This is a genomic window from Dietzia alimentaria 72, from assembly GCF_000226215.1.
Lineage (GTDB): Bacteria > Actinomycetota > Actinomycetes > Mycobacteriales > Mycobacteriaceae > Dietzia > Dietzia alimentaria.
On sequence record NZ_AGFF01000008.1, the window covers coordinates 225,176 to 245,143 of the forward strand.

General features: G+C 67.4%; 14 protein-coding genes. 8 read left to right on the top strand and 6 right to left on the bottom strand.

Annotation, left to right across the window (positions count from 1 at the left end; translation table 11 throughout):
• Positions 1-89: 89 nt before the first annotated feature.
• The 3 genes from rarD to ilvA all read left to right on the top strand — a co-directional run bounded on the left by rarD (position 90) and on the right by ilvA (position 5,925).
• Complete coding sequence (gene rarD / locus ON04_RS05600) at positions 90-986, top strand: EamA family transporter RarD (protein ID WP_010540608.1); 897 nt, start codon at positions 90-92, stop codon at positions 984-986.
• 33 nt (positions 987-1,019) lie between these two features.
• Entirely contained in the window at positions 1,020-4,568 is a 3,549-nt protein-coding gene (gene dnaE, locus ON04_RS05605) for a DNA polymerase III subunit alpha (protein WP_010540609.1), read from the top strand.
• Between the two features lie 67 nt (positions 4,569-4,635).
• On the top strand, positions 4,636-5,925 hold the full coding sequence (gene ilvA / locus ON04_RS05610) for a threonine ammonia-lyase IlvA (protein ID WP_010540610.1): 1,290 nt from the start codon (positions 4,636-4,638) through the stop codon (positions 5,923-5,925).
• A 172-nt stretch (positions 5,926-6,097) separates the two neighbouring features.
• Here ilvA and treZ read toward each other — a convergent pair whose 3' ends face one another.
• On the bottom strand, positions 6,098-7,843 hold the full coding sequence (gene treZ / locus ON04_RS05615) for a malto-oligosyltrehalose trehalohydrolase (RefSeq protein ID WP_033444106.1): 1,746 nt from the start codon (positions 7,841-7,843) through the stop codon (positions 6,098-6,100).
• Between the two features lie 116 nt (positions 7,844-7,959).
• On the opposite strand from treZ, the gene ON04_RS05620 reads away from it, so the two are divergent.
• Together ON04_RS05620 and ON04_RS05625 are read left to right on the top strand one after the other, a co-directional pair.
• Entirely contained in the window at positions 7,960-8,637 is a 678-nt protein-coding gene (locus ON04_RS05620) for an IMPACT family protein (protein WP_010540612.1), read from the top strand.
• Positions 8,638-8,641: 4 nt separating this feature from the next.
• Positions 8,642-8,878: a hypothetical protein gene (locus ON04_RS05625; protein WP_010540613.1), complete on the top strand. Its 237-nt coding sequence runs from the start codon at positions 8,642-8,644 to the stop codon at positions 8,876-8,878.
• A gap of 2 nt (positions 8,879-8,880) precedes the next feature.
• Here ON04_RS05625 and ON04_RS05630 read toward each other — a convergent pair whose 3' ends face one another.
• Entirely contained in the window at positions 8,881-9,624 is a 744-nt protein-coding gene (locus tag ON04_RS05630) for a nitroreductase (protein ID WP_010540614.1), read from the bottom strand.
• A 337-nt stretch (positions 9,625-9,961) separates the two neighbouring features.
• Between ON04_RS05630 and ON04_RS05635 the strand changes: the two genes are divergently transcribed.
• Entirely contained in the window at positions 9,962-10,891 is a 930-nt protein-coding gene (locus ON04_RS05635; RefSeq protein WP_029457815.1) for a type IV toxin-antitoxin system AbiEi family antitoxin domain-containing protein, read from the top strand.
• A gap of 241 nt (positions 10,892-11,132) precedes the next feature.
• On the top strand, positions 11,133-11,504 hold the full coding sequence (locus tag ON04_RS05640) for an RNA-binding S4 domain-containing protein (RefSeq protein ID WP_010540616.1): 372 nt from the start codon (positions 11,133-11,135) through the stop codon (positions 11,502-11,504).
• Positions 11,505-11,622: 118 nt separating this feature from the next.
• On the opposite strand, the gene treY is transcribed toward ON04_RS05640, so the two are convergent.
• The 3 genes from treY to ON04_RS05655 form a co-directional block, all read right to left on the bottom strand.
• Positions 11,623-14,109, bottom strand: coding sequence for a malto-oligosyltrehalose synthase (gene treY, locus ON04_RS05645; RefSeq protein ID WP_010540617.1), 2,487 nt, complete (start codon positions 14,107-14,109; stop codon positions 11,623-11,625).
• Between the two features lie 3 nt (positions 14,110-14,112).
• Entirely contained in the window at positions 14,113-16,242 is a 2,130-nt protein-coding gene (gene glgX / locus ON04_RS05650) for a glycogen debranching protein GlgX (protein ID WP_029457817.1), read from the bottom strand.
• Between the two features lie 62 nt (positions 16,243-16,304).
• Positions 16,305-18,500, bottom strand: a complete 2,196-nt coding sequence (locus tag ON04_RS05655; RefSeq protein WP_010540619.1) for an acyltransferase family protein — start codon at positions 18,498-18,500, stop codon at positions 16,305-16,307.
• 136 nt (positions 18,501-18,636) lie between these two features.
• Here ON04_RS05655 and ON04_RS05660 point away from each other — a divergent pair, with 136 nt between their 5' ends.
• Positions 18,637-19,260 carry a hypothetical protein gene (locus ON04_RS05660; protein WP_010540620.1) on the top strand — a complete coding sequence of 208 codons (624 nt, stop codon included), beginning with the start codon at positions 18,637-18,639 and terminating at the stop codon, positions 19,258-19,260.
• Here the strand turns inward: ON04_RS05660 and ON04_RS05665 are convergent.
• On the bottom strand, positions 19,199-19,939 hold the full coding sequence (locus tag ON04_RS05665) for an NUDIX hydrolase (protein ID WP_033444075.1): 741 nt from the start codon (positions 19,937-19,939) through the stop codon (positions 19,199-19,201). The genes ON04_RS05660 and ON04_RS05665 overlap by 62 nt on opposite strands.
• Positions 19,940-19,968 lie beyond the last annotated feature (29 nt).

Below are 19,968 nucleotides of genomic sequence, written 5' to 3' on the forward strand. Positions count from 1 at the left end.
GCCGCACCCCCGCCCGAGGGCCCGGGGCTGGGTCCGGGGCTAGGGTTGCGCCGGTGAACGGCAGACGGGCGGTCGGAGCGGACTCAGCGATGGCGGGCGGGATGCTCGCCGGAGTCCTGGCCTACACCCTGTGGGGATTCTTCCCCGCCTTCTTCCCGCTCCTCGAGCCCGCCGGGGCGGTGGAGATCGTCGGCCACCGCATCGTCTGGTCCCTCGTGGTGATGGCACTGGTGCTCACCGCCCTGCGCCGATGGCGTGAACTGTGGGCGCTCGACCGCGCCGCCTGGACCCGGATCAGCGGCGCCGCGGTGTTCATCACCGTCAACTGGGGCGTGTACGTCTACACGGTCAACTCCGAGCGGGTCACCGAGGCGGCGCTGGGGTACACCATCAACCCGCTCGTCAGCGTGCTGCTGGGCGTCGTCCTGTTCCGCGAACGCCTCACCCGCGCGCAGTGGTGGGCGGTGGGCCTCGCCGTCGTCGCCGTGGGGGTTCTCACCGCCGGATACGGACACTTCCCGTACCTGTCCGTGATCCTCGCGCTGAGTTTCGGGCTGTACGGCGCGCTCAAGAAGGGGCTGCGCGTGGACCCGGTGATCGGGATGACGGGTGAGGTCCTGGTGATCGCCCCGTTCGCGCTCGCGCTGCTGGTGTGGCTGGGCGTGACCGGCGTGGGCACGTTCACCGGCCACGGCGCGGGGCACTCGGTCCTGCTGGCCGCCGCCGGCCTGGTGACGGTGGTGCCGCTGCTGCTGTTCGCACGCGCCGCGCAACGCATCCCGCTGGCGATGGTGGGGATGCTGCAGTACATCGTCCCGGTCCTGCAGATGGCGTGGGGACTGATCGTGGTGGGGGAGCGACTCGACGCTGTGCAGTGGGTCGGGTTCGGGCTTATCTGGGTAGCGGTGATCGCGTTCACGCTGGCCGGGCGGTCGCCGCGGATGCCGCGTGCTGCGGGTTCGAGGCCTGTCGTAGATCCGACCTAGACTGAGGCGGACAAGTTGTAGGAGGAATGCTGCGTGGGCGGATCCCAGTTCGTGCATCTGCACAATCACACCGAGTTCTCGATGCTCGACGGGATGGCACAGATCGACCCACTGTTCGCCGAGGCCTCCCGTCTCGGCATGCCGGCGGTGGGGATGACGGACCACGGCAACATGTACGGGTCCTCGGACTTCTACAGGCAGGCCGTCAAGACCGGCATCAAGCCGATCATCGGGATCGAGGCCTACGTCGCCCCCGAATCGCGTTTCAACAAGAAGCGCGTCCTGTGGGGCGAGAAGAACCAGAAGAGCGACGACGTTGCGGGCTCGGGCGCCTACACGCACATGACGATGGTCGCGGAGAACGCCACCGGCCTGCGCAACCTCTTCCTGCTGTCCTCCCTGGCCTCGTACGAGGGGCAGCTCGGCAAATGGGCCCGCATGGACGCGGAGATCCTCGCCGAGCACGCCGAGGGCATCATCGCCACCTCCGGCTGTCCGTCCGGTGAGATCCAGACGCGGCTGCGACTGGGCCACAAGAAGGAGGCCTACGAGGCCGCCGAGAAGTGGCAGTCCATCTTCGGCAAGGACAACTTCTTCCTCGAGCTGATGGACCACGGCATCGACATCGAGCGCCGGGTTCGCGAGGACCTCATCAAGCTCGGCAAGGACCTCGGCATGCCGCCGTTGGTCACGAACGACTGCCACTACGTCACCCGCGATCAGGCCCACGCGCACGAGGCCATGCTGTGTGTGCAGACCGGCAAGACGTTGGCCGACGAGAACCGCTTCAAGTTCGACGGCGACGGCTACTTCCTCAAATCCGCCGAGGAGATGCGCGCGCAATGGGACTCCGAGGTGCCGGGCGGCTGCGACAACACACTCTGGGTCGCCGAGCGCGTGCAGCCGTACGACGACATCTGGGCGCCCAAGGACCGGATGCCCAAGTTCCCCGTCCCCGAGGGCGAGACCGAAGACACCTGGCTGGCCCGGGAGGTCCACAAGGGTCTGCAATGGCGCTTCCCCGACGGGATCCCGCAGGAGTACCTCGACCGCGCCGAGTTCGAGCTCGAGGTGATCAAGGGCAAGGGCTACCCGGGCTACTTCCTCGTGGTCGGTGACCTCATCGAGCACGCCCGCTCCATCGGCATCAAGGTCGGTCCCGGCCGAGGCTCCGCCGCCGGTGCGCTGGTCGCGTACGCGCTCAAGATCACCAATATCGACCCCATCGAACACGGCCTGCTGTTCGAGAGATTCCTCAACCCGGAGCGACCGTCCGCACCGGATATCGATATCGACTTCGACGACCGGCGCCGCGGGGAGATGATCCGCTACGCCTCCGACAAGTGGGGATCGGACAAGATCGCCCAGGTCATCACCTTTGGCACCATCAAGACAAAGGCCGCCATCAAGGACGCCGCCCGCGTGAACTTCGGTCAACCCGGCTACGCGATCGCCGACCGCATCACCAAGGCGCTGCCGCCGCCGATCATGGCCAAGGACATCCCGCTGTCGGGCATCACCGACCCGAAGCACGAGCGCTACGGCGAAGCCGCCGAGGTCCGCCAGCTCCTCGAGACCGACCCCGACGTCAAGCGGATCTACGAGACCGCCCGCGGTTTCGAGGGCATGGTCCGCCAGGCGGGCGTCCACGCGTGCGCGGTGATCATGTCCTCTGAGCCGCTGCTCGACGTGATCCCCATGTGGAAGCGCGCGCAGGACGGGGCCCTGATCACCGGATGGGACTACCCCTCCTGTGAGGACATCGGCCTGCTCAAGATGGACTTCCTGGGCCTGCGCAACCTCACCGTGATCGGTGACTGCCTGGAGAACATCAAGCTCAACCGCGGCGAGGACATCGACCTCGACACCCTGAGCACCGACGACCTGCCCACCTACGACCTGCTGGCCCGCGGCGATACCCTCGGCGTGTTCCAGCTCGACTCGGGCGGCATGCGCGAGCTGCTCAAGCGGATGAAGCCCACCGGTTTCAACGACATCGTGGCCGCCCTCGCGCTCTACCGCCCCGGACCCATGGGTATGGGTACGCACTGGAACTACGCCGACCGTAAGAACGGCAGGCAGGAACCGGTGCCCATCCATCCCGAGCTGGAGGAGCCGCTGCGCGAGATCCTCGGCGAGACGCACGGCCTGATCGTGTACCAGGAGCAGATCATGGCCATCTCCCGCGAACTCGCGGGGTACACGGCCGGTGAAGCCGATGGCTTCCGTAAGGCCATGGGCAAGAAGAAGGCCGAGGTGCTGGCCGCGGAGTACGAGAAGTTCTCCGGGGGGATGTTCGAGCGGGGCTTCTCGAAGGACGCCGTGGACGCACTCTGGGGCACCATCGAGCCGTTCGCCTCGTACGCGTTCAACAAATCCCACGCCGCCGGCTACGGACTGGTCTCCTTCTGGACCGGCTATCTCAAGGCCAATTACCCGGCCGAGTACATGGCTGCGCTGCTCACCTCGGTGGGCGACGACAAGGACAAGGCCGCCCTATATCTATCAAACTGTCGGCAGATGGGCATCCGTGTCCTGCCGCCGTCGGTCAACGACTCGCTCACCAACTTCGCCTCCGTGGGCACCGACATCCGTTTTGGCCTCGGCGCCGTGCGCAACGTCGGCGCCCATGTGGTGGACTCCGTGGTGGCCGCCCGCGAGGCCAAGGGGACGTTCTCCGATTTCTCCGACTACCTGGCCAAGATCGACCAGACCGCCTGCACCAAGAAAGTCACCGAGTCGCTGATCAAGGCCGGTGCGTTCGACGCGCTCGATCACCCGCGCAAGGGCCTGTTCCTGGTTCACGCGGATGCCGTGGAATCGGTGATGTCCACCAAGAAGGCCGAGGCCGTGGGCCAGTTCGACCTCTTCGGTGGGGGAGACGACGCAGCCGCCGACACCGGCTTCGGCGACGTCTTTGCCGTCCGCGTCCCCGACGAGGAATGGGACACCAAGCAGAAGCTCGCCCTGGAGCGCGAGATGCTCGGCCTGTACGTCTCCGGGCACCCGCTCGACGGACTCGAGGCGGCACTCGAGGCGAAGACCGACACCTCCATCGCCACCATCCACGGCGGCGAACTGCCCCACGGCACTCCCGTGACGATCGGCGGGATCATCTCCGGCGTCGACCGACGGGTGAACAAGAACGGTGAGCCGTGGGCGATCGTCACAATCGAGGACTTCAACGGTGGCGTGGAAGTCCTGTTCTTCCCCAAGACCTACCGGATCGCCGCCCTCGACATCGCCGAGGACGCCGTGGTGCTGGTCAAGGCCCGCATCAACATCCGTGAGGACCGCGTCTCAGTGTTCGGCGACACCCTCGAGGTTCCCGACCTGGTGGTGGGCGGAAACGGGGCCCCGCTGGCACTGACCCTGCCCACCCGCGTGTGCACCATCGAGACCGTCACCGCCCTCAAGCAGGTTCTGAGCAGGCACCCCGGGCCATCGGATGTGCACCTGCGATTGGTGAACGGCAAATCGTCAACCGTCCTGCGGCTGGACGATCACCTGCGGGTAGAGACGTCGTCGTCGCTCATGGGTGACCTCAAGGCGCTGCTCGGGCCGGGGTGCCTCGCAGGCTGACCGGCCGGGGGCGCGGGCGCGCTGACCGGTTGGCAGCGCGAGCGGGCGCGGTGGGACACTGGTGGTTGTGACCGCCACTGATCCCGCCGCGACCCATCCCGCCGCGACCCAGGTCGTGACCCCCGACGACATCGATACCGCAGCCCGACGGATCGGCGACGTGATCCAGTTGACCAATCTCAAGGTGAGCGAACGGCTCAGTGAACAGACCGGCGCGCGCATCCTCCTTAAGCGGGAGGACCAGCAGCACGTCCGCTCCTACAAGATCCGCGGCGCCTACAACCTCATGGCCCAGCTGAATTCTGACGAACGCAGCGCGGGAGTCGTGACCGCCAGCGCCGGAAACCACGCCCAGGGCGTCGCTTTTGCGTGCCGCGTCCTCGGGATCAACGGGCGCATCTACGTGCCCAACAACACTCCCAAGCAGAAGCGCGACCGCATCCTCGACCACGGCCGCAACTGGGTGGAGCTCGTAGTGACCGGCATCAATTTCGATGCCGCCCAGACCGCTGCCCGCGCGGATGCCGAGCGCACAGGCGCGACCATGGTCCCGCCATTCGACCACCCCGACACCATGGCCGGTCAGGGCACTATTGCCGCGGAGATCCTCGCTCAGCTCGACGAGACGCCGGACGCCGTGGTGGTCCCGGTTGGAGGCGGCGGGCTGGTGGGCGGAATGGCCACCTACCTGGCGGAGTACGCGCCCGATTGCAAGATCATTGCCGTGGAGCCCGCCGGTGCAGCGTCGCTCACCAGGGCGCTCGAGGCGGGGGAGCCGGTCACTCTCGAGACCGTGGACACCTTTGTCGACGGCGCCTCCGTGGCACGGCTGGGCGATTTCCCGTTCGGGGTGATCTCGTCCATGACCGAGCGGATTCAAGTTTTGACGGTGGACGAGGGCGCCGTGTGCACCGCCATGCTGGAGCTGTACCAGAACGAGGGCGTGATCTCCGAGCCCGCCGGGGCACTGTCGGTGACGGCGCTCGAGCAGCTGGACATCGAACCCGGTGCGACCGTCGTGTGCGTGATCTCGGGTGGCAACAACGACGTGTCCCGCTATAGCGAGATCATCGAGCGGTCCCTGGTGCATAAGGGTCTCAAGCACTACTTCCTGGTGAAGTTCCCGCAGGAGCCCGGCCAACTGCGTCGCTTCCTGGACGAAGTCTTAGGGCCCGAGGACGACATCACGCAGTTCGAGTACCTCAAGCGAAACAACCGCGAATACGGCGCTGCTCTGGTGGGCATCGAGCTCGGCTCCGCCACCGGGCTGCATTCCCTACTCGAGCGGATGGACGCCTCCCGCATTGAGTGTGAGCGCCTCGAGCCTGGGACCGCGGCGTACGAGTACTTGACCTGACATTGCGACTGGCGGGCCGTGTAGGTTCTGCGTCGCGCAGTGGGAATGGCGGGGATCTGAGGCCCGCGCTCGTCATCTCAATTAAACAAGGATCGCACTTGCCCGGTGGCAGCTCAGGAGAGATGAGCACTCTGTCCGTGGAAACGGGTAAGTAGGCGGCGCGTAAACCCGATCAGCGGGTCCGCAGCACGGCGAACCCGAACGCCTGACAGAACACCGAGTCAGTGTCGACGACCGCCCCTGAGGTCAGCACAGCCCCGCCAGCCAGCGGGACCCGACACGGCTCGGTGCCCAGGTTCAGTACCAGCGCCAGCGGCCCGCGATGGACGATCAGCCACCGATTGTCGGCCGCCTCAGTGCCGGCCTCTACGTGCACTGAGTTCAGCCATGGGTCGCTCAATGCCGGTTCGGCCCGGCGCAGCGCGATCAACTCGCGATAACCCCGCAGGATCTGCGAGTGCGGCTCTGCTGACTGCTCCGAGCGATTGAGCACCGAGCGGTGGAAAGTCTCCGGATCCTGCGGGTCGGCCACCGCATCCGCATCCCAGCCTGTCGCCGCGAACTCCCTGCGCCTGCCCTCACGCACGGCCTCGGCCAGCTCAGGCTCGGGATGCGAGGTGAAATAGCAGAACGGCGTCTGCGCGCCCCACTCCTCGCCCTGGAACAACATGGGCGTGAACGGCGAACACAACACCAGCGCAGCCTTGGCCAACTGCTGCTGCGGAGTCAGAGTCATCGACGGCCGATCGCCGGCAGCTCGGTTACCAACCTGATCATGGGTCAGCGTGTACGCCACGAACCGTGAACCCGGCACCCGGCCTACATCCACCGGACGCCCGTGCACGCGGCCGCGGAACGACGAATACGTCCCCGTGTGCAGGAACGCCCCCGTTAGCACCTGCTTCAGATTCTCGAGCGACCCGAAGTCCGCGAAGTAGCCCTGACGTTCCGCGGAGATCGCGGCGTGGATGGCGTGGTGTACGTCGTCGTCCCACTGCCCGTCTAGCCCCAGACCGCCTCCCTCACGCGCCGTGACCAGCCGCGGGTCGTTCTGATCCGACTCCGCCACCAGCGACAACGGCCGCCCCAGATGCGTGGACAGCGACTCCACCGCCACCGCCAACTCCTCCAGCAGATGCACTGCCGAGCCGTCGTGCAGTGCGTGCACGGCATCCAGCCGCAGCGCATCCACATGGAACTCGGAGAACCAGCGCAGGGCGTTGTCGATGATGTAGCGCCGCACCTCCCCGGAGTCGGGCCCATCCAGGTTGAGCCCCGAGCCCCACGGCCCGTCAGCAGCGGACAGATACGGCCCGAACTCCGGAAGGTAGTTCCCCGACGGCCCCAGGTGGTTGTAGACCACGTCCAGACACACCCCCAGACCCCGCGCATGGCAGGCGTCCACGAAGTCCTGGAACGCGTCCGGCCCGCCGTAGGGCTCGTGCACTGCGAACCACGCCACGCCGTCGTAGCCCCAGCCGTACTCGCCGTTGAACGCGTTCACCGGCATCACCTCGACCATGTCCACGCCCAGCTCGACGAGCTCATCGAGATGCTCGATCGCGCTGCTCAGTGTCCCGCCGGTCGAGAACGTGCCCACATGCATCTCGTAGATCACCGACCCCGCCAGCTGGCGACCCGTCCACGCCGCATCGGTCCAGCGGGACGGGTCCACGCGATGCACCCGGGACAGTCCGTGCACGCCGTCCGGCTGACGCGGCGACCGCGGGTCCGGTCGGGGTGGGCTGACCTCGTCGTCGTCGCCCGTCACCACGAATCCGTAGTCCCTGCCCTGCTCTCGGAGAACATCACTGGTCCACCAGCCGTCCGCGGCGCGACGCAGGGGAAGCGGGTCGGCATCGGGGGAGTCGAGCACCAGGCCCACCGCACGCGCCGACGGCGCCCAGACAGAGAACACAGCGTCGGGATCGCAGGTGGCGAGTTCGGCGGAGGCGGCGTTGCCGGCGGACGGGGACTGCTCACTCGAGGGGGTCACGCCGCCCAGCGTAGGGAATGCCCGGCGATACTGGAGCCATGGACCACACCGGCACCCGCCCACTCCGGCTCACCGCCGGACCGGACGTGACGGCTGAGTACGAGGAGAAGCGCTCCAAGTTTGTGGCGGTACTGAGACGGAGCGACGACGAGGACGACGCCCGCGCCCTGATCTCCGATCTCCGGGCAGAGCACCCCTCCGCTCGCCATCACTGCAGTGCCTTCCTGGTAGACGTGGCCGGGGCCAACCGCATCGAGCGCAGCAGTGACGACGGCGAGCCGTCCGGCACAGCAGGAATCCCCATGCTGGACGTCCTGCGGGGAAGTGGTCTGACCGGCGTGAGCGCGGTGGTGGTCCGATGGTTCGGCGGGACCAAACTCGGCACCGGCGGACTCGTGCGCGCGTACTCCACCGCGGTGACTGCGGCGATCGACGAAGCCTGGAGGACAGGCCGCGTGGTGGAGGTGGTGCAAACCCCTGCCTGGACCGCCGACGTGGACCATGCTGTAGCCGGCGGACTCGAATCCGCGCTCCGGGCGGCCGGGGCACAGGTGCTCGACATCGCCTACGGCCGACGGGTCGCGATGACAGTGGCGGGGAAGCACGAGGTGCTCGGGCCGATACTCGCCGCCCGTACCTCAGGGGGCGTCGAATGGGAGTCCGCGGGCGTCGCGACCACCGAGAACGCGGCGACGCGCCGGGGTATGGAATCCTGAAGCCATGAGCATGCAGCCCTACCAACCGAACTCGATCGAGCTCCAGAAGCAGCAGGTCCGCAAGAATTCGCGGAACACCGCGATCGCGTTGGGTGCGGTTGTGGTGTCTGTGCCCCTGATGTTGGTGCTCGACACGGCCTTTCTCCTGGTGGCGATCATCGCCGGAATCGCGACGGTCTACTACGGCCTCAAGGTCAAAAAGGCCATCTCCGGAGGGCCGGACCAGGGCCAGCTGTACTGACCTCAGCCGTGGCGGCGCACGACATCCGCTAGATCCGCGCGCTCGGTTCGAAACGCGTTGGCGGGATGCTCGGCGTCGGCGTACCCGAACGCGATTCCGCACACGATCAGCCGGTCCTCCGGAATTCCCAGGTGCTCGCGGATCCCGTCCGAGTACAGCGCCAGCGCCGCCTGCGCGCACGTGGCCACACCGACCGACGTGGCCGCCGCTAGGAACGTGGACACATAGGCGCCGCAGTCGACCGCGCCGTACGTGCCAAGGCCGGCGTCAGAGGTGATGATTGCGACGTGTGGCGCTCCGAAGAACCGGTAGTTCTCGAGCATCTGGCGGGTCCGCGCGTCATGGTCGGACCGCTCGATCCCGAGCGCCGAGTAAAGTCCGAAGCCGCTTGCCCTGCGCCTGTCGGAGTACACGCCGTCGTAGCGCTCGGGCGCCGGCAGGTCCGACTTCATCGGGTTGGTCACCACGTGATCGGTGAGCGCCTTGCCGAACGCGGCCGTCGCCTCGCCAGAGACCAGGTCGACCTGCCAGGCCTGCGAATTGCACCACGATGCCGTGCGCTGCGCCATCCGCAGGATCTGGTCAATCGTCTCCTCCGGCACCAGGTCCGAGGTGAAGCTACGGCAACTGTGGCGGTCGTCCAGGATCTGCTCGAGAACGGCGGCCGCGCTGCCAGCGGATTCAGTGGTGCTGGCGGTTGCAACGTCGCTGGCAGGGACAGCGGGCATAACGGTGGCGTCGGGCATTGGCACTCCAGAGGGGAATTCGCGGGTTGTGACTTCAGTCTCGCACGGACGCAGGCGCGCCCTGCCGCCGCCATCGAGCAGCCTCTGCCTCACGACACCTATCCGATCGCGCGGGACCTATCGGATCCCATAGGCATGGTGAATTCGGATAGGTGCGGGGCGCGGAAGAGGATGCGTCGTCTATTCGAAATGAGCTCGCCACGGCGAATCCGCTGCTCCCTCGGCGTGAATCGGCTGCGGTCAGTCGAATTCCCCAGTGCTGCCGTTCTCCACAGCCCGCTCACATTAGGAGGCATACGGCGGGGATCGCCGTCTTGAGCTGCCTGATGATCTGGCTATGAACGCCATCGAAGAACTTCGTCCCATGCTCATCACCACCGATCAGCTACTTAGTCGAGGCATGACGAGTCAGAAAGTTAGCCAGTCAGTGGCATCCGGCGAGCTGATCAGGATCAGGCCCGGCTTCTACGTCGAAGGCCGAGCGCGTGAGCTCCGCAGGAAAGACCGCCATCTGCTCTCAGTTCTCGCTGCGAACTCCGCGCTGGACGGCCCCATCTTCTCGCATTCGTCGGCGGCGCTTGTTCATGGATTGCCGGGCTGGGGACTGCCTCTCAGGAAAGTGTCGGTGTCTGAGGACTGCGCTAGGGCGCGTTCCCGCACTAGCAGGCTGGTGGATTTCCACTGTGTCCCGAACCTCCACGATGACGTGAGCACAGTGAACGGTCTACGGGTCACCAACGCCGAGCGGACAGTGACTGAGGTCGCGATGACGGCGGGACGAGACGCGAGCGTGGCGGTCGCTGACGCGGCTCTGAACAGCGGAACTACAACGCCAGAGTCTCTGGATCTGGCGATGCGCCGAGCTGCCGGCCGGCCAGGGATTAAACGCGCTCGTCTGGCGATGAGTCTTGGCGATGCCAAAAGTGAAAGCGTGGCGGAATCGTTGAGCCGGCTCACCTTTCGGGACTTCGGTCTGCCCGAGCCCGAGTCCCAGGTCGAGATCTTCACCCCCAGTGGCGCCCGGGTTGCCCGCGTTGACTTCCTCTGGCATGAATACGGCGTTGTGGGCGAATGCGACGGGTTCGGCAAGTATTTCGACAGCGCGAGCCCGGCAGAATCCAGACACCGGCTCGGAATGGAGAAGGACCGCGACGCAGAACTCACGGCCCTCGGATACCGGGTCCTGCATTGGCGATGGCGAGACCTCGAGGAGCCCCATCTCCTCGCTGCGCGGATTCGGAGGGTGCTGTTTTCTGCTGCCGCTTGAAAGATGGTTCGCCGAGACAACAGAACCGGTCGAATTCTTTGCTAACCCCAGCAGGAGAGCCGCGACGCCCCAGAAGCAGTCCCACGGCCCCGACACGAGGCCCACGGCGCCTATCGGATTCCGCGACGCCCATGGGATCCGTTAGGTCTATCGCAATCCGATAGGTCTCGCGGGGAGGGGCAGAGGTTCGCGGAGTTGGGCGTTGGTCTCGGGGAGTCAGGCAGACCGATAGTCTGGATTCATGGGTGTGCGGGTCGATGCGTGGACATGGTCGGTGCGACTGTTCCCGTCGCGGACCAAGGCCGCCGCTGCGTGTCGGGGCGGCCATGTCAAGGTCAACGGTGAGGCGGTGCAGCCATCGAAGAACGTCGTACCCGGCGATCGCGTGCAGGTGACGGGCACGCTGGGGCGCATCCGCATCCTCGAGGTGGTGCAGACCGTCAGTAAGCGGGTCGGCGCTCCGGTGGCTGCGACCTGCTACATCGATCATTCGCCCGCGCCGCCGCCCAAAGAGGTCCTCGCCTCGCAACCGCGCAGAGACCGCGGAGCGGGACGGCCGACCAAGCGCGAGCGCCGCGAGACCGATTGGCTGCTGGGCAGAGACCCGGTCTGAGCCTCGGACCGAGACCCGGGCTGAGCGGCGAATGAAGCTGCGCCAGCGAAAGCCAGTGCCAGCCGCGGTAGCTGAGCCTGCGCCATCGCCATCGGAAACTGAGCCCGCGTCACCCGAGTCAGCCGCGCGCCCGCTCGATCACCACCAGCGCCGCATCGGCGAGCAGTTCGCCCACGTCAACGCGGCCGGAGATGCGGACACCGCTGCCTGAACCGCCGCCCAAACCGGAGCCGGACGAGCCGATCGCGCTCACCGCCCATGACCCGGGGGGCAGGTCCACCGCGGTGCCGACGAAGTCCTCGGGAGGCATCACCGCGGTGCGCCGCCGGGCGATCATGCCGACCACCGGCCGGCCGTCGACCTCCCGCGTGAACGACACCACCTCGGAGCCTGCGGGACCGTGGACCGGAATCGGCACGTGGGCACCTCCCGCGAGGGCGTCCGGATACTCGCGACGCACCCGCAACAGCTGGCGGACCAGCAGGAACTTGGGATGCCCTGCGCGCGCCACGGCTCCGGACCGAAGCGGGCCGTAGTCCACGAACCGGCGGTTGTCCGGATCGACCAGCGAGTCCTCCCAGACCTCCGTGCCCTGGTAGACATCCGGCACACCTGGCGCGAGCAATTGCAGGGCCTTGGCGAGCAGCGCGGTGTCGCGGCCCGCGGGGGCGATGCGCTCCACGAACGAGCTCACCATCCCGGCACCTGAGTCGATGAGTCCGTCGACCCACCGATGCATGGCGGACTCGAACTGCGCATCCTGATCGGTCCACGTGGTGTGCACCGCGGCCTCGCGTAGCGCTTTGTCGGCATAAGCATGCAGACGCGACCGCAGTTCCTTCGACGGCCCACCCAGCTCCGGCCACACGCCCACGATCACCTGCAGCAGGAAGTAGCCGGCGTCCGCGGCGGGCGGCGGGAACTTGGCGAACACCTCCCCGACGAACTCCGCCCACTCGTCCGGCACCTGCGAGAACACCGAAATGCGGGCGCGTACGTCCTCACCGCGCTTGGTGTCGTGCGTGCTCAGCGCGGACATCGCCAGCGGTGTGGCCCGAGCTCGCTCGGCCATCGCCAGATGGAACGCGTCCGTGGATAGCCCCATGAGCCCGGGTGAGCCGCCCACCTCGTTGAGCGAGACGAGCCGGCCCAGCCGGTAGAACAGTCGGTCCTCCTCGGCTTTGGCGGTAGCGGCACCGGTGACCTGCGCGAGCCTGACCGACGTCTCACCACCGCGGGCCAGGGCCCCGGCCACGAGCGCGAGCGGCACTGCCAGTTCCGGCCGCTGCCGCCGCAGCTCCTCCACGATCGCCGGGAGCGTGCCACGCAGGACGGGGTAGTCGGCCCGATAGAACGGCGTCTGCGCGATCACCGAGATCAGCGCTTCGCGGAGGAGGGCCTCGTCGTCGTCGATCCCGACGTCGTCGGGGCTCCGTTCGCCCCCGCTGCCACCGACCCCGCTGCCCGCGCCGTTGCTAGCACCACCGTCGCGACGTACCGCCCGCACCAACCGCGCCAATTCGGGCGCCAGATCCTCGGCCACGATCTGCCGCTTGAGCTCGGCGGACTGCGCGTGCACCTGGGCGTCGTCCCCTGGCCCGTCGCAGTACTGCTCGGCCAGCTCCGACAGCCGACCTTCGCCGCGGGTGTCCACGAGCAGCTGGTCGATCAACCGAAGCATGTCGTAGCCCGTGGTGCCGTCGACTCCCATGGCGGGCTCGAGCACCTCAGGCGGCGTGATGCGAGTTCCGGGCGCGAGGATCTTCTCGACCAGCAGCCACCGGTCCGGGCCGGCGAGCTCACGCAGTCTGCGCGCGTAGTCCACGGGGTCGGCGAGGCCGTCGGGGTGATCGACGCGGATGCCGTCCACCAGATCCTCCTCGCACCAGCGGCGCACCTGGGCATGCGTGGCCTCAAAGACCTCGGGATCCTCCTGCCGCAGCCCGGCCAGCTCGGTCACGGTGAAGAACCTCCGATATCCCAGCAGCGGCTCACGCCAGTGGACCAGGCGGTAGTGCTGCCGGTCGTGCACCTGCTGAGCCGTGCCGCCCTCGGTGCCGGGAGCGATCGGGAACCGGTGCTCGTAGAAGTGCAGTTCGTGGGTACCTGCCCCTGTGTCGACGACGACGAGGTCCGCCACGTCGTCCGGCGAGCCGAGCACCGGGATCGCGATCCGCCCGCCGACGCCATTGTCGGGCGCGGTGTCGAAGTCGAAGAACGAGAAGTACGACGAGTCCGGGCCCCGCCGCAGCGCGTCCCACCACCACGGGTTGGCGGCGGGCTGCTCCACGCCCAGGTGATTGGGCACGATGTCCACCACCAGACCCAGACCGTGCTCCCGGCACGCGGCCCGCAGCTCGCGCAGTCCGTCGATCCCGCCGAGTTCTGCAGAAACAGTGGTCGGATCCACCACGTCGTAGCCGTGCGTCGAGCCGGGCGTGGCCGTGAGAATCGGCGAGAGGTACACGGCCCCCACCCCGAGCTCGGCCAGATAGGGGAGCAGCTCCTGCGCGTCGGTCAGGGTGAAGCCGCGACCGTCCGGGTCGGAGGCCGGGGTACGTAGCTGGAGCCGGTAGGTGCTGGAGGGCGTCGCGCGGCGGTCCACGGGTCAGCGCAGCTTTCGCAGGACCACGGTGCTGCGGCCCGCCACGGTGACGGTGTCGTCTGCCGCGAGTTCTCCGTCGTGCTCGCCGGCGTGGCTGGTGGTGTCCAGGACGGTGGCCCAGGCCTCGGCGTACTCGCCGCCGAGGAGCGAGAAGTCGATGGGCTCGTGATGCGCGTTGAACAGCAGGAGGAAGGAGTCGTCCACGATCCGCTGGCCGCGCTGGTCGGGCTCGTGGATGGCCTCGCCGTTGAGGTAGACGCCCAGCGATTTGCCGAACCCGGAATCCCAGTCCTTGCTGGTCATCTCGGCGCCGTCGGGGGCGAACCACGCGATGTCCTGCGGGTCCTCCTCGCCGCGGAGGGGCGCGCCGAAGAAGCGGCGGCGGCGGAACACGGGATGGTCGCGACGCAGTTTGACCAGGGCCCGGGTGAACTCCAGGAGGTCCTCTTTCTCCTCGTCGAGTTCCCAGTCCATCCACGACGTCTCGTTGTCCTGGCAGTAGACGTTGTTGTTGCCGTTCTGCGTGCGCGCGATCTCGTCACCGTGGGCGATCATCGGGGTGCCTTGGGACAGGATCAGGGTGGTCAGCAGGTTCCGACGCTGCCGGTGCCGCAGGTCCAGCACCTCCGGGTCATCGGTGGGCCCCTCGACACCGCAGTTCCAGGAGCGGTTGTGGCTCTCGCCGTCGTTACCGTCCTCGCCGTTGGCGTCGTTGTGTTTCTCGTTGTAGGAGACCAGGTCGTTGAGCGTGAACCCGTCGTGGGCCGTGACGAAGTTGATCGACGCGGTGGGCCGTCGGCCGGTGTGCTCGTAGAGGTCGGACGAGCCCGTCAGTCGTGAGGCGAACTCGCCGAGGGTGGCGGGCTCGCCGCGCCAGAAGTCGCGCACGGTGTCCCGGAACTGGCCGTTCCACTCAGTCCACAGGGGCGGGAAGTTGCCCACCTGGTAGCCGCCTTCGCCCACATCCCACGGCTCGGCGATCAGCTTGACCTGGCTGACCACCGGGTCCTGCTGCACCAGGTCGAAGAACGAGGACAGCCGGTCCACATCGTGCAGGCCCCGGGCCAACGTGGAGGCGAGGTCGAAGCGGAAACCGTCGACGTGCATGTCGAGAATCCAGTACCGCAGCGAGTCCATGATCAACTGCAGCGAGTGCGGATGCCGGACGTTGAGCGTGTTGCCCGTGCCCGTGTAGTCCATATAGTGCTGCTCGTCGCCCTCGACGAGACGGTAGTACGCCTGGTTGTCGATACCGCGGAAACCGATGGTCGGGCCCAGATGGTTCCCCTCGGCGGTGTGGTTGTAGACCACGTCGAGGATCACCTCGATATCGGCCTCGTGGAAGGCCTTGACCATGGCCTTGAACTCACTGACCGCGTCGCCGGGTCGATCGGAGAACGCGTACTCGTTGTGCGGAGCCAGGAAGCCGTAGCTGTTGTAGCCCCAGTAGTTGCGCAGGCCCATGTCGATCAGGCGTTGGTCCTGCATGAACTGGTGCACGGGCATGAGCTCGATCGCCGTGATGCCCAGGTCGGTGAGGTACTCGATGATCGCCGGGTGGCTCATGCCGGCGTAGGTACCGCGCATCTCGGCCGGGATGTCCGGATGCGTTGCCGTCATGCCCTTGACGTGGGCCTCGTAGATCACCGTGTTGTGATACTCGTGCCCCGGCGAGCGGTCATTGCCCCAGTCGAAGTACGGATTGATCACCACCGTGGTCATGGTGTGGCCGAGGGAGTCCTCGGTGTTCCGTTGCTCCGGATCCTCGAGATCGTAACTATGCAGGCTGGGGTGGCCGTCAAAGGCGCCGTCGAATGCTTTGCCGTACGGGTCGAGCAGTAGCTTGGAGGGGTCGCAGCGCAGGCCATTCTCGGGTTCGTAGGGGCCGTGGACCCGGTAGCCGTAGCGCTGACCGGGAGTGACCCCGAACAGGTAGCAATGCCAGATGCTGCCGTCGACCTCGGTCAGTTCAACGCGGCTCTCCGCACCCGATTCATCGATCAGGCAGAGTTCCACACGGTCGGCGACCTCCGAGAACAGTGCGAAGTTCGTGCCGGTCCCGTCGTAGGTCGCACCGAGCGGGTAGGCGGCCCCGGGCCAGGCTCGGATGAGCTCCGGAGCGGACTGGGTCACATCGTCTTGGGTCACGAGGTCCAAGCGTAGTGCCTCAGAGCCCGTGGGCAGTGTGGCCGGGTTCACCACCAGCCGGTTGCGGGGCCCATCTGACGTGCGAGTTCGCCGGAGGCCGAGCGCACCCACGAGCCGGAGAGGTGGTGCGAATCGTGGTAGACGATCACGTTGCCCACCACCACGGGGCAGTTCACGGGGTTGCAGAGTCCGTCGGTGAGGTCGAGAAGCCGGAGGGAGTCGATCCCGGCGCCGGCCAGTGAGGCCGGGTTGACGGGGGAGATGGACAGCTCGCGCGGCATACCGCATTCCGCAGGGGTTCCGCCGTCCCCCAGGCAGTCGCCGGCACGGATCGGGCCACGCCCGTTGTTGAGCCAGGGGGTGTCGCGGACGGCGATCACGCCGATGCCCTGCTGATCGAGCGCGCGCCACAGGTCGACGTACTGGCGGGGCGCGAAGTCCGGCCCCACCACGCCGACGGGCCGGGTGGCGGTGGTGAACACGAAATCCGGGGCGAGGCCGGCGAGTGCGGCAAGCGCCCTGGGGGTCCACTCGGTGCAGCTCGGGTAGATCTCGCCGTCGTCGGAGACGGTGGCATCGAGGGTGAGCGGGCAGCCCATCTTGAGCACGGTCACCACGCGGAAGCCGTAGTGGCGTCCGACCTCGTCGAGGCCGCTGATCCAGTGCTCGGCGTGGGAGCCTCCGACCAGGGCGATGGTGCGGGGGGAGGCGGTGTCGCCGTAGACGCACATCTCGACCTCGGAGGACTCGAAGTCCGAAATGCAGCCGTCCAGGGTGCTGGCGGGCAGGTCGTTGGCCACCTGGATCAGGGAGGGAACGTACGGCGCGTCGGGGGTGGGGATGCCCTCCAGGTAGGCGCGGGCGCCCGGGTGGTCGGGGTCGGTGAGGGAGTCGATGTAGGGGACCGAGGACCGGGATCCGGCGGTGGCACTCCACCAGCCGACGGTGCCGAGACTCGCCACGGCGGCGACGACGACGAGAGCGGTCGCGCCCACGAACCGCCTCTGCTCGAGAACGGACCGTTTCGGGCCGCTGTCTCGCATATCCCGTGCGATTGCCGCGGGGGTCTTGTTTCCGCGTGCCCGGCTTGCCATTCGGATCGGCCGTTCGACGTACTTCTCCGTGATGAGCGCCAGCACGATGGAGATCGCGATGATCGTCAGACCGGAGGTCACGGTGATCTCGGCCTCGCGGTCGGAGGACAACCACAGGATCAGCAACGGCCAGTGCCACAGGTACAGCGAATAGGAGATGTCGCCGAGGCGGCGGAAGGCTTTGGCGGACAGGAGCCAGGAGACGGGGTCCTTGGCCGGGGTCGCGCGTTCCCCCGGAGGCAGGTTGCCGCCGAGGATGATGAGCAGTGCGCCGCCGATCGGGTACCAGGCCATCGGGCCGGGGAAGTAGGCGGCGCCGTCAAAGAAGAATCCGGTGCTCACCACGAGGAACAGTCCGGCGACCGTGGCGATCCACCGCAGCGGCCAGGGCAGGACGATCCCGGCAAGCAGGATCGCCACCAGGCCGCCGATGAGCAGTTCCCACATACGGGCGGCGGTGTCGTAGTAGTTCAACTGCTGGTTGGCGGCCTGACCCAGGATCGACCACCACACCGACGCGGCGGTGCTGGCGGCGACGATCACCACGAGCGGCCACTTGGGCGATCCGCGACGGATGATCAGACGCCACAGGGCGGTGAACCCGAGGATCACCGCGAGGAGCACAACGTAGAACTGTCCCTGCACGGACATCGACCAGAGATGCTGCAGGGGCGAGATGGTGGCGTCCGCTGCCGCATAGTCTGAGGCGGTGCTGGCCAGCTCCCAGTTCTGGTAGTAGAGCAGTGAGGCCACTGTCTGCTCGAAGATCGCCGACCACTGGGTGGGCGGCTTGATGAGCACGGTTCCCAGGACGGTGGCCGCGATGGTCACGACAAGTGCCGGGTAGAGGCGTCGTATGAGCCGTTGCAGGTGTGGGAGCGGGTTCAGCGAGGTGGCAGGGTTGTCGGCACCACGCAGCAGCGAGCCCAGGAAGAAGAATCCGGACAGGGTGAGGAACACGTCCACGCCGCCGGAGACGCGGCCCATCCAGATGTGGAAGACCACCACCAGCCCGATTGCGAGACCGCGCAACCCGTCGATGTCGTGCCGATAGGCCATCTTTCCGGGTTTCCGCCAGACCGTCACCGTCTGCAGCCAGGTCGTCCCGCGTCCGCGCTCAGCGGGCTCGGGAGGAGAAGGGGTGGCCACTGGCGGGTACTTCCTGACGTCTCATCCGGGGTTCGGCAGGCGGTCCGACTCGCCGCTGGTCGATTCTGGGCGGAGCGGAGCCGGGTCCGATTAGACCACAGACGATCGGCTCAACCAGCGTTGGTACAGTCCGCGCATGACCAGCCCGTCGTCGTCGTCCCGGGTCGCGAACCTACCCGGCGCACTCTTACGCGCGGCGGGAACCCTCGTGGGCGTGGTGCTTCCCTATCTCGTGGCCGTGCTGGTGTGGATCGTCGCCGCGCCCCGGGCCGAATTGCTCTCGGTGGGAAACGGACGCGGAATACGGCTGGTGGATTCCGGCGTGGACGGCGGTAGTCAGCTCCTGATTCTCGTGATCCTGTTCATCTTTGCGACGGTCTGTGCGGCCCTGGTGCTGTGGCACCGGCACCCGCGGTTACGACGTCCCGGTGGAGTTGTGGTCCTCGCCCTCGTGCCGGGGCTCGTCTGTTCGATCGCCGCGGCGAACGCCACCCGGGTGGCAGATCTACTGGCCTCTCCGCCGCCGGACGCTCCGTACGGCGTGGTGGTGGCCCAGGCGCCCGCCGTGGGCGCGTTGTTCTTCGACCGACTGATCTATGGCGAGTCCGGCCCGTCGTGGGACTGGCTCCCGCCCGGTGCGGGATGGCTGGTCCTGGGCGCGATGATCGCCGCTTTCACGGTGGCCTTGCTGGCCTATTTCAGCGACTCGCCGGGCTTGGTCGGGGAGGCAGCCGCAGAGGATCCGAGTTGGGCGGCCTGAGTGTGGCGAACTGGTCGGTGATCCGTAGTCGGCGTTCGGCAAACCGGTAGAGCGCGGCCGGCCGACCTCCGGACGGGCCGGGGGGAGCGCTTCGCCCGCATCGCACCAGTTCGCCGCGCCGGGTGAGGATCCGCTGGAGGTTCGTCGGGTCCACCTGGTGTCCGAGGGCGGCGCCGTAGAGCTGCGCGAGCCAGGACAGGGTGAACTCGTCGGGTGCCAGGGCGAAGCCGAGCGTGGAGTAAGAGAGTTTGGCGGCCAGGCGGTCGCGGGCGCGGGCCACGATGTCGGCGTGGTCGTAGACGGTGTCGGGCAGTGCATCGACCCGGAACCAGGCTGTGTCGTCAGGCAGGTCGGGGTCGGCGTCGCTGGGGAGCACTCCGAGAAAGCCCGAGGCGAAGACCCGGCGGCCGGGGATGCGGGCGGGGTCGGAGAATTCGGACACGGACTCCAGGTGACTCAGTGACCGCACGTCCACCTTCTCCGCGAGTTGGCGCGTTGCGGAGGCGGGCAGGTCCTCGTCGTGTCGGACCTCGCCTCCGGGGAGGGCCCAGCGGCCGGCTTCGGGACCCAACGAGTGCTGCCACAGCAGCACATGAAGGACGGGGACGTCGGCGCCCGGGACGGGGCGCACCTGGCCCACGACGACAAGCACTTCGTGAACGCTGTTACACTCTGACATGTTTTCGATTGTAAGTCGAAAACGGGCCG